This is a genomic window from Auritidibacter ignavus, assembly GCF_003703835.1.
Lineage (GTDB): Bacteria > Actinomycetota > Actinomycetes > Actinomycetales > Micrococcaceae > Auritidibacter > Auritidibacter ignavus.
Genome location: NZ_RDQR01000012.1, coordinates 28361 through 42061, shown reverse-complemented (window position 1 = coordinate 42061; position 13701 = coordinate 28361). Strand labels below are relative to the sequence as shown.

12 protein-coding genes are annotated in these 13701 nt (G+C 60.2%); 7 read left to right on the top strand and 5 right to left on the bottom strand.

What is annotated here, in order from left to right:
* The first annotated feature begins 22 nt into the window (after positions 1-22).
* Positions 23-1762, top strand: a complete 1740-nt coding sequence (locus DYI20_RS07405) for an acetyl/propionyl/methylcrotonyl-CoA carboxylase subunit alpha (protein ID WP_122549238.1) — start codon at positions 23-25, stop codon at positions 1760-1762.
* A complete protein-coding gene (locus DYI20_RS07400) occupies positions 1755-2537 on the top strand; it encodes a GntR family transcriptional regulator (protein WP_122549228.1) in 783 nt (260 codons plus the stop codon). The genes DYI20_RS07405 and DYI20_RS07400 overlap by 8 nt, the downstream gene beginning before the upstream one ends.
* Here DYI20_RS07400 and DYI20_RS07395 read toward each other — a convergent pair.
* From DYI20_RS07395 to DYI20_RS07385, 3 genes are all read right to left on the bottom strand, one after another.
* Positions 2454-3230 (bottom strand): putative hydro-lyase, encoded by a 777-nt coding sequence (locus DYI20_RS07395; protein WP_110122989.1) that lies wholly within the window; start codon positions 3228-3230, stop codon positions 2454-2456. The two genes, DYI20_RS07400 and DYI20_RS07395, sit on opposite strands and share 84 nt — an antisense overlap.
* A complete protein-coding gene (locus DYI20_RS07390; RefSeq protein ID WP_233242879.1) occupies positions 3227-4402 on the bottom strand; it encodes an NRAMP family divalent metal transporter in 1176 nt (391 codons plus the stop codon). The genes DYI20_RS07395 and DYI20_RS07390 overlap by 4 nt, the downstream gene beginning before the upstream one ends.
* Before the next feature lie 297 nt (positions 4403-4699).
* Complete coding sequence (locus DYI20_RS07385) at positions 4700-5242, bottom strand: hypothetical protein (RefSeq protein WP_122549227.1); 543 nt, start codon at positions 5240-5242, stop codon at positions 4700-4702.
* 105 nt (positions 5243-5347) lie between these two features.
* Here DYI20_RS07385 and argG point away from each other — a divergent pair, with 105 nt between their 5' ends.
* From argG to DYI20_RS07365, 4 genes are all read left to right on the top strand, one after another.
* Complete coding sequence (gene argG / locus DYI20_RS07380) at positions 5348-6769, top strand: argininosuccinate synthase (protein ID WP_122549226.1); 1422 nt, start codon at positions 5348-5350, stop codon at positions 6767-6769.
* 188 nt (positions 6770-6957) lie between these two features.
* Positions 6958-8433 (top strand): sucrose phosphorylase, encoded by a 1476-nt coding sequence (gene gtfA, locus DYI20_RS07375; protein WP_208392136.1) that lies wholly within the window; start codon positions 6958-6960, stop codon positions 8431-8433.
* Positions 8420-9193, top strand: a complete 774-nt coding sequence (locus DYI20_RS07370) for a glycerophosphodiester phosphodiesterase (protein ID WP_166769843.1) — start codon at positions 8420-8422, stop codon at positions 9191-9193. Before gtfA ends, DYI20_RS07370 begins: the two co-directional genes overlap by 14 nt.
* Positions 9194-9329: 136 nt before the next feature.
* A complete protein-coding gene (locus DYI20_RS07365) occupies positions 9330-10406 on the top strand; it encodes a 2,3-butanediol dehydrogenase (RefSeq protein WP_122549224.1) in 1077 nt (358 codons plus the stop codon).
* 64 nt (positions 10407-10470) lie between these two features.
* On the opposite strand, the gene DYI20_RS07360 is transcribed toward DYI20_RS07365, so the two are convergent.
* Positions 10471-11988, bottom strand: coding sequence for a protein adenylyltransferase SelO (locus DYI20_RS07360; protein ID WP_122549223.1), 1518 nt, complete (start codon positions 11986-11988; stop codon positions 10471-10473).
* A 3-nt stretch (positions 11989-11991) separates the two neighbouring features.
* The gene (locus DYI20_RS07355; RefSeq protein WP_147472543.1) at positions 11992-12621 is read right to left on the bottom strand and encodes a GerMN domain-containing protein; all 630 of its coding nucleotides are present in this window, start codon (positions 12619-12621) and stop codon (positions 11992-11994) included.
* A 162-nt stretch (positions 12622-12783) separates the two neighbouring features.
* Here DYI20_RS07355 and DYI20_RS07350 point away from each other — a divergent pair, with 162 nt between their 5' ends.
* Positions 12784-13629, top strand: coding sequence for an HpcH/HpaI aldolase/citrate lyase family protein (locus DYI20_RS07350; RefSeq protein ID WP_122549221.1), 846 nt, complete (start codon positions 12784-12786; stop codon positions 13627-13629).
* Positions 13630-13701 lie beyond the last annotated feature (72 nt).

The following is a 13701-nucleotide window of genomic DNA, read 5'->3' as shown; positions in this document are numbered from 1 at the left end:
AGTCCAGCAACTCTCCGGGCGGATGTCCAAAGTCCTGATCGCCAACCGTGGCGAAATCGCGGTGCGCGTTGCCCGGGCAGCCCGGGACTGTCATCTGGCCTCGGTGGCGATCTTCGCTGACCCCGATGCTGAGTCCCTGCACGTCGCGGTGGCCGATGAAGCCTACGCGCTGGAGGGATCCGCTTCGGCCGACACCTATCTGAATATCGACAAAATCCTGGAGATCGCCCGCCGGTCCGGGGCCGACGCGGTGCATCCCGGGTACGGGTTCCTGTCAGAAAACGCCGATTTCGCCCGTGCCGTGATCGAGGCGGGACTGACCTGGATCGGTCCCAGTCCCGACGCCATTGCCACCCTGGGAGATAAGCTCTCCGCCCGGGCGCTGGCCGTGGAGGTGGGTGCCCCGCTGGTTCCCGGCTCGGACGGGCCGGTGGAATCTGCCGATGAGGCTCGAGCCTTCGCTGAAGAGAACGGCTTGCCGATCGCCATTAAAGCCGCCTTCGGCGGTGGCGGACGCGGCATGAAGATCGTCCACCGTGTCGATGACATCGAATCCGCTTACGATTCGGCGGTGCGTGAAGCTCGCACCGCTTTCGGTCGCGGCGAGTGCTTTGTTGAGCGCTTCTTACAGCGGCCCCGCCACGTCGAAGCCCAGGTCGTGGCCGATACTCACGGCAATGTGGTCGTGGTCGGTACCCGCGACTGCTCACTGCAGCGACGCAACCAGAAACTCATTGAGGAAGCTCCAGCCCCCTGGTTGAGCCAGGAACAACGCCAGCGGATTCACGACTCGGCCGAGGATATTTGTCGGGCGGCCGGTTATACCGGTGCCGGCACCGTGGAATACCTCGTGGCCCCCGACGGGCTGATCTCGTTTTTGGAGGTCAATACCCGGTTGCAGGTCGAACACCCCGTCACCGAACAAACCACCGGGGTCGATCTGGTCGCCGAGCAGTTCCGGATTGCTGCCGGACTGCCACTGAGCTTCACGGAAACCCCCGAACCCACCGGGCACAGTTTTGAATTCCGGCTCAACGCCGAAGACCCCGCGTTGGGCTTTGTGCCCAGCCCCGGGACCGTGGAGCGGTTCGAGTCTCCTACCGGTCCGGGCGTGCGCCTGGACAGCGGGGTGGTCTCCGGCTCAGTGGTTCCCGGGGAATATGATTCCATGCTGGCCAAGCTGATTATCACCGGTGCCAATCGCGAACAAGCGCTGATTCGGGCGCGCCAGGCCCTAAAAGAACTGGTGATTACCGGGGTGCCGACTGTGGTGGGCTTCCACCAAGCGGTGCTGGAGACCGAGGACTTCACCAGTACCGAAGCGTTCGGGGTCTATACCACCTGGATTGAAGACGAGTTCACCCCTGAACTGCAGGCTTCGCCTTATCTGACCCATCCGGGTTCCGCACGACGAGAAATCACCATCACTCTGGACGGTAAAGCACACGCCTTGGGTCTGCCCGAGGAGCTCTACCGTGCCCTGCGCCACGGTTCTGGCGGGGCTTGCGATGAGGACTCGACCGGCCAGGATGCGACGACTGAACGGTCAGCAACAGCGTTGACTGCCCCCATGAACGGTAGTATCGTCAAGTGGTTAGTCGCTGACGGCGATCAGGTCGAGACCGCAGACCCGGTTGTGGTCGTTGAAGCGATGAAGACCGAAACTACGTTGCGGGCTCCGATGGCGGGAATCTTCCGGCGTGAGTCCTTTAACGAGGGCGATGCCGTGAGACGGGGAGAGGAACTAGGACACTGTGAGTAAGCTCAGTGGGGCAGCCGAGCGAGCTGCCACGAGGTTGCGCGCTGAGATCTCCCACGGCCAGTTAGTGCCCGGCACTAAATTAGGCGAGCACCGGCTGGCCGAACGCCTGAGCATTTCCCGCAACACTTTGCGTGAGGCCTTTCATTTGCTGGGCGAAGACGGGCTCGTCGAGAAAATCCCGCACCGTGGCGTGTTCGTCGCTCGACCCACCCACGAGGATGTGCGCGAAATCTATCAACTGCGTCGCATGATTGAACCGGCCGCTATCATGTGGGGTCATCTCACCGATGAGCAGCTACGCACCCTGGATGAGGCCACCACGGCGGCGCTGGACTACCGGGAGGCCGGGGCCGTGTCGAAAATGGCCGATGTCAATCAGCTGGTGCACGAAACCATTGCCTCGATGACCGGGTCCACCTCGTTGATTCAACTCATGGAACGCACCCTGGCCAGAGTGCGGTTGGTTTTTCACGGCATGGCCGAAGTTCCCGATTTTCACTCGATGTTTGTCGACGACAACCGGCACGTGGTCACCTGCTTGCTACAGGACCAGCGCGAAGAAGCTGCGGCGTTGATCCCGCCCTATTTCGCTCGGGCTGAATCACTGTTGCTGACCTTTATGTCCCAGTCCCAAAACGATCCGGAACCGCTCAGCGACGAGGCGCCGGCACCACGTCGTGAGGACACCCGGTTAGGGAACCTGGTAGTCGGCATCCCGGGCATCGGTGATCATCATGTGTCCGGGCGCGTGCCCGATGGCCAGATCGGGGGCTGACTCCATCACCGCTGCCTGAGGAGTGACACCACAAGCCCAGAATACCGGTAACCAGCCCTGCGGGATCTCGGCTGGCGGATCCCCGAAATCCGGGGAATACAGGTCGGTAATCCCGATCTGTTCGGGGGCGCCAATATGGACCGGGGCCCCGTGCACGGCCGGGTAGCGAGAGGTAATCCGTACCGCCTCGGCGATGTGCTCGGCAGGAACCGGGCGCATCGACACCACCAATGGCCCGCGGATTGCTCCGGCGGGCCGACACGGCACAGTGGTGGTATACATCGGCACATTCCGCCCGTGGAGCTGATGAGCGAGCGGAATGCCCGCCTGAGCCAAGGCACGTTCGAAGGTGAACGAACAGCCGATGAGGAAACTGACCAGATCGTCCCGCCACAGCCCGGTGATGTCCTGGGGCTCATCGACCAACTGGCCGTGGCGGTAGACCCGGTATTGGGGTGCATCGGTGCGGATATCGCCGTCGGGGATCAGCTCCGAGCTCGTCTGACCCGGCTCCAGGACTCCTAGCACCGGCATGGGCTTCGGATTGCGCTGAGCGAAGAGCAAGAGATCGAAAGCGTAGTGACGCGGCACGATCAGCAGGTTCGCCTGGGCATAACCATCGCACAGTCCCGAGGTGGGAGATAACCGTCCTGCACGGAATGCTTGGCGGGCGTGAGCGGGGGTTAGTGTCATGCTGCGTTACCGGTCATCAGCTCGATGGCGGGCAGGAACGAGGTAACGGCCAGCACGAGCGTGAGCACCCAGGCCAAGGTTCCGATCACCACCAGCCAGCGCGGGTAGTGATAACCCTGCAACAGGTCGCGACGACGCCAGGCCACCCACAGCAACACCCCGAAACCAATCGGCAGAATCAGGCCGTTGAAGGCACCGGCAAAGATCAGTAACTGTTGTGGGGCCTGGCCGACGAATAAGAAGATCACCGTGCAGACACCGATCAACCCGATGGTGAGCCAGTTGCGGACCTTCACGCTACCGTCAGAACGGGTGATGAAGGTAACCGAGGTATAGGCGGCGCCAATGACCGAGGTCAACGCGGCAGCCCAGAGCACAATACCGAATAGTCGCAAGCCAATCTCGCCGGCGGCGTGGCGGAACGCATCGGCAGCCACGTTATCAGCCGCCAGCGTGACGCCGGAGGCAACCACACCGAGGATGGCCAGGAACAGTAGCACGCGCATCACACCGGTGACGACAATACCGAGAATGGAGGTGTTGGTGATCTGACGGACGGACTCGGGTCCGCGAATGCCGGAATCGATCATGCGGTGGGCGCCGGCAAAGGTGATATAGCCACCCACCGTACCGCCGACCAGTGTGGTGATCACCAACATATCGACCTGCTCGGGCATCACGGTGTTCTTCAAGGCTTCGCCTACCGGTGGGGCAGCGACGATGGCGACGTAGAGCATGAGCAGAATCATCACGGCGCCTAAGATCACCACAATGCGGTCCAGGGCCATACCGGCGCGCTTGGAGAGGAAGATCAGGATAGCCAGCACGGCCGAGATGGCGCCACCGATACGGGCATCTGCTCCGAACATGGCGTTGGTGCCTAGTCCTGCGCCGGCGATGTTACCGATGTTGAACACCGCGCCGCCGATGAAGACCAAGCCGGCTAGCACCCAGCCGATGCCGGGGAGGACTTTATTGCCCAGTTCTTGGGCGCGCATCCCGGACAGACCGATAACGCGCCAGACGTTGAGTTGCACACAGATATCGATGAGGATCGACGCCAAGATCGCAAATGCGAAGGCGGCCCCGAGCTGAACGGTGAAGTTGGCGGTCTGGGTGATAAAGCCCGGACCAATCGAGCTGGTGGCCATTAAGAACATCGCACCCAACAAGGCGGTGCGACGAACATTCTTGGGCTTTTTGGATTTTTTGGTGGTTTCCGAGACGGTGGGTTCTTGCTCGGATACAGCGGTCGTGGTGGGACCTGCCTCTTCGTGGGTGTTGGACACAGCGGCCTCCGCGGGTGAATGGTATCTCCGTGACGTGAACTGAGTCACGCATATTGTGAGGGTAGCTTACAGGTTGTTGAACAATATCTGCAAGATCTTGTTCAACAATATGAGCCGGGGCGGAGGGGGCTCGCGTGCGAGCCTGGTGGTGTCGGTGTCCTACAGGCTCGACATAGTGGCTTAGGCGACCCGGTCCGAGATGCTGGCGAAGATGGCGTCCATGGTGGACACGAAGAGATTGGCCGCCTCGTCGTCCAAGAACCGGCACAGGGCTCGGTGGCCGTTAGGGCCATCAACTTCCATCAGGGCAATGGCTTCCATCTGCCGATGGGGTAGGACCCACATCCGGGCGACCGGCTTGGTGGTGTCTGGAACCGGCTTATTTTCCTCGTTGGTGGTCAGCGTGAAACCAAGGTATTGCACCCCGGGAGCTTGGGAGGTCTCAGCCTCGCGCACGTGTGCCCCACCGATCCGGGAGCTGGCCGGTGACGTGGTCAGACTATTGATCAGAGACACCGTAGCCACCGCGTCGTCACGGTCGGAGAAGATCGCCAGTGGCTGGGTTTTTGCTGCCGAGAAGTACACGAGCGCATATGGGCCGGTGGTCGGGTTTCCGCCAATAATCAGACCCTGGTTCTGCTCTCGCGTCTCGCCCGGAGCAATCCAGTTCTGCAAGGGTTCGAAATCGGCGGAGGGCTTGCTGGAAGAGCGCTGATCGGTCATGTCTGACAGCCTAGTGTTGCCCCAGTCTTGAGGCTAGAACTCGGGTCAGGCTCATAATGGGTTAAGAATTCCGGTCAACCGGCCCTCGGCGATAAGGTAGGAGTTATGTCTAAGGTTTTGTCTTCTCTGCCCACAGGTGAACGCGTCGGAATTGCCTTTTCTGGAGGTCTCGATACGTCCTGTGCTGTGGCTTGGATGCGGGAAAAGGGTGCTACGCCGTGCACCTACACCGCCGATATTGGCCAGTACGATGAACCGGACCTGGAAGGCGTCACCCAGCGTGCCAAGGACTACGGTGCCGAAATCGCTCGTTTCGTGGACGCCAAGAAGCCACTGGTGGAAGAAGGGTTTGTTGCCCTAGCCTGCGGTGCGTTCAACGTCCGCTCTGGGGGGAAGACGTACTTCAACACCACCCCGCTGGGTCGTGCCGTGACCGGCACCATGCTGGTGCGCGCTATGAAAGAAGACGGCGTTGACATCTGGGGTGATGGCTCCACCTATAAGGGCAATGACATTGAGCGGTTCTACCGCTACGGCCTAATGGCCAACCCCAAGTTGCAGATCTACAAGCCCTGGCTGGATGCTGCCTTTGTGGATGAGCTAGGTGGCCGTCAAGAAATGAGCGAGTGGCTGGTCGAGCACGGCTACCCCTACCGCGATTCAGCTGAGAAGGCCTACTCCACTGACGCCAATATTTGGGGCGCGACCCACGAGGCTAAGCAACTGGAGTTCCTCAACACCGGCCTGGACATTGTTGAACCGATCATGGGTATCCCCACCTGGCGCGAAGAGATCGAGGTTGCCTCGGAGGAAGTCTCGGTCGGTTTTGAAGCCGGACGCCCGGTTAGCATCAACGGTGAGCGCTTCGAAGACCCGGTGGCGCTGGTCTATAAGGCCAATGAAATCGGTGGCCGTCACGGTCTCGGCGTCTCCGACCAGATCGAAAACCGCATCATTGAGGCCAAGTCTCGCGGCATCTACGAGGCTCCGGGGATGGCTCTATTGCACGTGACCTACGAACGGTTGCTCAATGCCATTCACAACGAGGACACTCTCGATAACTACTTCACGCTGGGTCGTAAGCTCGGGCGGATGATGTACGAGGGTCGTTGGTTCGACCCGCAGTCGCTGATGTTGCGCGAATCGCTACAACGCTGGGTGGGCTCGGCAGTGACCGGTGAGGTCACGTTGCGTCTGCGTCGCGGTGATGACTACACCATCCTGGATACCACCGGTGAGAACCTTTCCTACCACCCGGAGAAGCTGTCGATGGAACGCGTCGGCTCTGCCGCCTTCGGCCCCGAAGACCGCATCGGCCAGCTGACGATGCGCAACCTGGACATCGCTGACTCCCGGTCTCGACTGGAGCGGTATGCCACCACCGGTATGGTCACCGGCCCGACCGGTGAGCTGATGGGTGAACTCGAGGTCGGAGGCGCCGCCGATATTGCCTCCGCTACCGGCCAGCCCGATGAGACCTCCGACGAGTTGGGACTTTCGGCTGCCTTTGATACCGGCACCGACTAACGCACGGCGCAATGCGCGCAACCACCCAACGACCGCTGGGTGGTAACCATCGGTCAACGTGGTGCCGGCGAGGAGCAGACGTTTCGTAGCTTTCGATTCGCCAGCGACGGTAATCTGGTGGATATCGAGCACTTTTCGATCACCGCACCCGAATGGCCCGATGTGGCCCAGCGACTCAGAAATCGGTTATGACCACCTCACCACTGCCGGAATCCCGCACCCCTGCCACCACCTTGCGGAATGGCGTGCAACTGATTGTCTACGCCAACCGCTTCGGCGGTGATCTGCTCACTACCCGTCGCTGGATCGATACCTACTTCCCGGGCGCGTTCACGGGTGTCCACTTATTGCCGTACTTTCGCACCTATGACGGCGCTGATGCCGGCTTTGACCCCATCGACCACCGCGAAGTCGACCCGCGATTGGGCGACTGGCCGGATGTGGCTTCCGTGGCGGAGGCCTACGATCTGTGCTCCGACATGATCGTCAACCACGTCTCAGCCCGCTCCCCGCAATTCCAAGACTTTCTTGCCCATGGCGCCGACTCTGAGTATGCCGATATGTTCTTGTCCTACTCCGGGATCTTCCCCGAGGGAGCGACCGAGGACCAGCTGTTAGCCATCTACCGGCCACGGCCGGGACTGCCCTTCAGCCTCTACCGGGTCGCCGGCCAACCTCGCCTGCTGTGGACCACCTTCACCTCTGAACAGATCGACATTGATATCAACTCCGATCACGGTGCACAGTACCTCACCGAGATCTTGCACCAGCTGGCTGAAGCGGGCGTGAAATTGATCCGCATGGACGCGGTGGGATATGCCTTCAAACAGGCCGGGGCCAGCTCATTCATGATGCCCGAGACCTTCGAGTTCATCGGCAGACTCACTGAACAAGCCCACCAGCTGGGCATGGAAGTTCTTGTCGAGATCCACTCCTACTACCAGACTCAGCTCGAGATCGCCTCGCGCGTGGATTGGGTCTACGACTTCGCTTTGCCACCACTGTTGCTCCACACTCTCACCACGGGGTCCGTCGCTGCGCTGAGCGAATGGATCCGGGTGCGTCCGACCAACTCGATCACGGTCCTGGACACTCACGACGGAATCGGTGTGATCGATGTGGGGCCCGACCAGCTCAACCCCCATCGTCCGGGACTGCTGCAAGACGCCGAGGTTGATGCACTGGTGGAAACCATCCATCGGCTCTCGGACGGCCAATCCCGGTTGGCCACCGGTGCAGCGGCCTCAAACCTGGACCTCTACCAGGTCAACTCGACCTACTATGACGCGCTGGGTCGGGATGACCAACGCTATCTCACCGCACGAGCTATCCAGTTCTTCCTGCCCGGTATCCCACAGGTGTACTACATGGGCGCGCTGGTTGCCGACAACGATATGGAATTGTTGACCTCCACCGGCGTGGGCCGTGATATCAACCGTAGTTATTTCACCGTCGAAGAGGTCGAACGATTGATGTCACGCGACGTCAATCAACGGTTGCTCCAGCTGATGCAGTGGCGCAACCAGCACCCGGCCTTCCAGGGCGTCTTCTCGATGGTTGAAGCCACCGAGACGATGGTGCAGCTACGTTGGGAGCATAACGACCACTGGGCTCAACTCACCGTTGACGCGAGCGCGGGAGATTTCAGTTGTGAGTGTTCCTGACCGCCACCGGGACCGGCCACTGGTCGTAGGCCACCGGGGAGCCTCACTGCTGGCACCGGAGAATTCTCTGCTGGCTCTGCGTGCCGGCCTGAATGCTGGCGCGGATGCGGTCGAAATCGACGTGCAGCTATCGGCTGACGGGGTTCCGGTGGTTTTCCACGACCGTCTGTTACAGCGCACCACGAATATCGACGAGGTGTTTCCCGAACGACACCATCTCACCCTGAGTTCTTTCAGCTACGAGGAACTCTCCCAGTTGCAACTGCGCGGCCCACAGGGGCTGTCCGGCGAACGCATCCCCACCCTTGATCAGGTGCCCCAGGTACTCGGCGATCACGCGCAGCTGTTTGTGGAAGTCAAAGAACCAGCACACTCGCCGGGGATCATCCAGCTGCTCATCGGCCGGCTCACCCAGGACCCGGTTTTCTCCTCGCTGGTGGCGCAACACCGACTGCGTTGCATCAGTTTCGACCACGCCACCATCCGGGATGTGGTTGCCGGGGTTCCAGGACTACACGGTCAATATTTGGTCGATCAGCCTCCCAGCCGGCACGTGGTGATCGATGCGGCACGCCATTGTCTATCGATGGGGACGAACCACCGCACCCTGGATGCTGCAACAGTACGGGCAGTGCACGAACACGGCATGGCGCTCAGTGTCTATACGGTCAACACCGTCGCGGACGTCCAACGGGTCACCGAGCTCGGAGTTGATGTGATCACCACCGATGACCCTGGCCTGGTTCCTTCAGGGTCGTGAGCTAATGGCGGTCATTGAGCCATGGGGTAGACGTGCTTGCACGAGTAGGGTGGGCGTTATGGGGCGGATCGGAATCATACGCCCCACATCTACGCAGTGAATCTCCATACATCTGATACCCCGCCAGGGAGGCGTCATGCGCGCAGCGCGTTATTATGATCAAAAAGATATCCGAATTGACGACATCGATGCCCCTGAGGCTCAGTCTGGCCAGGTGCTGATCGATGTGGCGTGGTGTGGCATCTGTGGCAGTGACCTCCATGAATATCTTGACGGACCTCTTTCGATTCCTCCGGCCGGACAGCCACATCCGATATCTGGTGAAGAAGCTCCGGTCACGATAGGACACGAGATGTCCGGAACCGTGGCCGCTCTGGGCGACGGTGTGACTGATCTCGAGATTGGTCAGCAGGTCGTCGTCGAGCCCTACGTCATTGAGGAAAAGTACAAAAATACCGCAAACTATAATTTGTCTCCGAACATGGGCTTTATTGGTTTGGTCGGCCGCGGTGGTGGTCTTGCGGAACAGATTGCCGTGGACCGTCACTGGGTTCACCCAATTTCGGATGACGTTCCTCTGGACCAGGCAGCCATGATCGAGCCCTTGTCGGTCGCTCATCACGCGTACGTGAAATCTCAGGCTCAGTCTGGTGATATTGCATTAATTGGTGGAGCCGGACCGATCGGCGTACTCACGACCGCCGTGCTAAAGGCTGAAGGAATCACCACCATCGTCTCTGAGCCCTCGGATCTGCGTCGCAACCGGGCTGAAGAAAGCGGTGTCGCCGATTACGTCTTAGACCCTCGCAACGATGATGTGGTCGAGGAAGTTCTGAAGATCACCGACGGTCGGGGCGTTGACGTGGGCTTCGAGTGTAGCTCAGTGCCGGTGGTCCTCGATACATTGATTGAGGCTGTCCGCCCGGCCGGCACGATTGTGAACGTTTCGGTCTGGAGCTCTAAGCCGGAGGTCAACATGCCGAAATTGGTTCTGAAAGAGATCAAACTGGCTGGGGTGATCGGTTACTGCAACGACCACAAAGACACCATCGATCTTGTCGAATCGGGCAAGATTGACCTCAAGCCCTTCATCACCGGAAAGATTGGTTTAGACGATCTGATCGACAAAGGGTTCGATGCGTTGATCAACCACAATGAATCCGCGATTAAAATTCTGGTCTCACCCTCGGGCCAGGGCCTCGACGAGGTGTAATTACCTCTGAGAAATGAGAAAAGGGTGCACAGCTGAGATGCCACAGCTCGTGCACCCCGGTGGGCTAGGTCCCGCAGAAGGTCTGGAAACTGTGAGTGAAACTCTCCGGAGCCGGTTGCTCAAAGCGTTCGGTATCTGGTTTCCAGTCGTAGGGGTGGGTCACCAGGTCCCACAGCGTGGTGAAACTGTCGCTGACCCGATCTCGTCGGGCGACAACCTCGCTCACCGAGTCCCCCAGGGCTTCTTCCACCAGATGGTTGCGCGGAATATAGCGCGGGTTGAGGGCCTGTAGTCCGGAGGTTTCCGGTTCGAGCGCTCGCCACTGGGTGAGCCACGTACGGGCCCGTTCGGTCTCACCGAGGACATCGGTGTCGGTCTCGTCTATGGTCCCTGCCAGCCTGCTGAGGCCGAGGAAGAACTGGGTGAGATCCACCCGGGTTTCTTGCCACAGCTCGGGAAGCTCGCGCACCAGCTCACGGACGCGGTGGTCGTCGTCGTAGCGTTCGGACAGCCCGACTTTCGCGGCCAAACCTCGTTCATACGCGTCGACAAACGCCGGGGCAAATTCGCGCACCTGGTGCTCAGCGATCTCCAGGGCCCGGTTCGGGTCAGGATCAATGTTCGGCAACAGCGCCTCGGCCAAGCGGGAGAGATTCCATTCGGCCACCGCTGGTTGATTGCCGAAAGCATACCGGCCGTTGGTATCAATGGAGCTATACACTGCGGTGGGGTCAAAGCGGTCCACGAAAGCACAGGGGCCAAAATCAATCGTCTGACCGCTCAAGGTCATATTGTCGGTGTTCATCACCCCGTGCACGAATCCCAGTCGCATCCACGAGGCCACCAGCTGGGCTTGGGCGTGCACGGTGTGGGCCAAGAGCTCCTGAGCCGCGGGTCGATCAGATTCCAGACGGTCCGGGGCATGTCGGGTGAGCGCTAGTCGTATCAGACGGTCCAGGACCTCTTCGGACTGGTCTGAACGCGGTTTGACGTGGCGGGCCAGCTGCACGCTACCAACGCGAAGATGAGAGTCAGCGACACGCACGAGGATCGCTCCCGGTTGAGTCTCGCTCCCCCGCACAACTCGTTCACCGGTGAGGATGACGGCCAGGGCGCGGGCGGTAGCAATTCCGAGCGCATGCATGGCTTCACTGATCAGATACTCGCGCAACACCGGGCCGAGCGCCGCCTTGCCATCCCCGGCCCGGGCGGCCCCAAACGGGGTCAACCCTGACCCCTTCAGGTGGAGGTCAACACGACGTCCGGTGGCAGAGCAGGTGAGCTCGCCCAACAGCACAGCCCGGCCATCGCCTAAGACCGGAGAAAAAGCGCCGAACTGGTGACCGGCATAGTTCTGTGCCACCGGGACAGCATCCTCGTCCAGGTGCTGGCCCAAGAGGAACTGCAGGCCTGGGTCTGAGCTCAGCAAGTCCGGGTCGAGTCCGAGATCCTCTGCCAATTGAGTATTGAGTAACAGCATCTGGGGAGCCGGGCCCGGCTGGGGGGAGAAAGGAACACTGAGCTCTGGGAGCGTGTGGGCAAATTCCGCCCCCAGTCGTGGGACAGTGGGGGAATGAGACATGATCTAGGACTCCGTGGTGATTTCCTCGCCCAGCTCAATATCAGCGATGCCGAGCACCTCATTGAGGGGCTGGTCGTTGACGGTAATCTTTGATTGTGAGACATGCGCTGCCCGCTCGGCTGTCTGCTTCAATTGCGCCAGAATGCGTTGCGACTCGCAGTCGCTACGGGTGACCACCTCTCCAGACAGCTTTACGGTTACCGTATCACCGTCGATGGTGGTTTCCTCAACCTGTAGCGATTCCCGAGAGAACACCACGGAATTGGTAAATGGCGGATCGCCGTGACGGTAGTGCTGGTCATCCAGCAAAAACTGCACAGCCTGTTTGACCGTATCGGTCTCGTTCTCCACCAGGGTGGGAGCGGACTGGACCGAAACCAACAGGTCTTCGCAACCAAAGGTGTTCCCGGTGGTATTTGGCGGGTAATTACCTGACAGTGCAACCAAGCTGATCGGCAGGGAGGTGTAGCCATCGTCATCGGGCTTTTGAACGTTGACTGTCCCTCCGGGACCGAGGGATTCGGGGTTCGATTTTTCGGCGGAACAGCCGGTCAAAACCAGTGCGCCACAGACCGCCACAGCAGACAGGCGGAGCCACAGAGAACCGCCGCGAAGACGTTTAGTGAGCAACATGGTTTTGGGCACTCCCGAGCGCAGATTGGAATAACGGCAACAAGATCTGCCAAGATCCTACCGCTAAAACCGGGGAAACCGGTCTGTTCTGCGACGGGTTACTCGGTGGCTGTGGGTGAACAGCCGGTGTCAGCTACACAGCGATCGACTAATGTTTAATGCATGCCTTTGAGGAACCGACGCGCTGCTGCTTTGCCCGCTAAACTGTCTCGTTCGTGGCTGTTGATGAGTGCGGCAGAACAGGATCTGTTTGCGCCCGGAATGGCTTCCGAAGCCGATTCCATCATCCTGGATTTAGAAGCTGCTGTTCCCGCAGAGCAGAAAGATCAGGCGCGGGAAAATGTGGTTGAGGCATTGACCTCGGGGATGACTGGCTGGGTGCGCATTAACGGCCCGAATACCGATGAATGGGCCGAAGATCTTCGTCAGCTCCAAGGACTCAGCGGACTACGTGGCGTGATGTTGGCCATGTCTGAACACCCCGAACAGGTCTCACACACCGCCATGCGTCTGGGTGCTGGCGTTCCGGTGTTGGCTCTGATCGAATCTGCGGTGGGAGTCGAAAATGCCGTGGAGATTGCCCGGGCACCGGGCACCTTCCGCTTAGCGTTGGGCACCAATGACTACCGCAAGGATGTCGGTGTGTCCGAAGATGCGCTGGCCATGGCTTATGCGCGCTCGCGGTTGGTCAATGCTTCCCGCGTCGGCAAGCTTCCTGGCGCCATTGACGGCCCGCCCGCGGTGGAGGCAGCCGTCGAGACCGTGGTGGAAAGCTCCCAGCTGACCGCGTCGATGGGGATGACCGGGCGTCTGTGTTTGAATCGAAGCCAGGTCGAAGACATCAATAAGGCGCTGAGCCCATCCGAGGACGAATTGGCTTGGGCTCACGAAATGCTCGACGCCCATGAAGCCGGCGCGCAAGCTGGGGAAGGGTCCTACCTGCCACGTCTGGCACGCGCCCAAAAAATTGCCGATTTGGCCGACTCCTACGGGTTGTGGAACGCCTAGTGCCGTGCGAGGTTCGGTGATCACGTAGAATAAACATTTCGCGAGACGACCAACGCCTGCGGACCGTACCGT

Bases quoted from the DNA above. Each gene is read 5' to 3' on its own strand.
- DYI20_RS07360 (WP_122549223.1), bottom strand. From the start codon at position 11,988: ATGTCTCATTCCCCCACTGTCCCACGACTGGGGGCGGAATTTGCCCAC.
- gtfA (WP_208392136.1), top strand. From the start codon at position 6,958: ATGACCACCTCACCACTGCCGGAATCCCGCACCCCTGCCACCACCTTG.
- DYI20_RS07365 (WP_122549224.1), top strand. From the start codon at position 9,330: ATGCGCGCAGCGCGTTATTATGATCAAAAAGATATCCGAATTGACGAC.
- DYI20_RS07350 (WP_122549221.1), top strand. From the start codon at position 12,784: ATGCCTTTGAGGAACCGACGCGCTGCTGCTTTGCCCGCTAAACTGTCT.
- argG (WP_122549226.1), top strand. From the start codon at position 5,348: ATGTCTAAGGTTTTGTCTTCTCTGCCCACAGGTGAACGCGTCGGAATT.
- DYI20_RS07355 (WP_147472543.1), bottom strand. From the start codon at position 12,621: ATGTTGCTCACTAAACGTCTTCGCGGCGGTTCTCTGTGGCTCCGCCTG.
- DYI20_RS07405 (WP_122549238.1), top strand. From the start codon at position 23: ATGTCCAAAGTCCTGATCGCCAACCGTGGCGAAATCGCGGTGCGCGTT.
- DYI20_RS07395 (WP_110122989.1), bottom strand. From the start codon at position 3,230: ATGACACTAACCCCCGCTCACGCCCGCCAAGCATTCCGTGCAGGACGG.
- DYI20_RS07385 (WP_122549227.1), bottom strand. From the start codon at position 5,242: ATGACCGATCAGCGCTCTTCCAGCAAGCCCTCCGCCGATTTCGAACCC.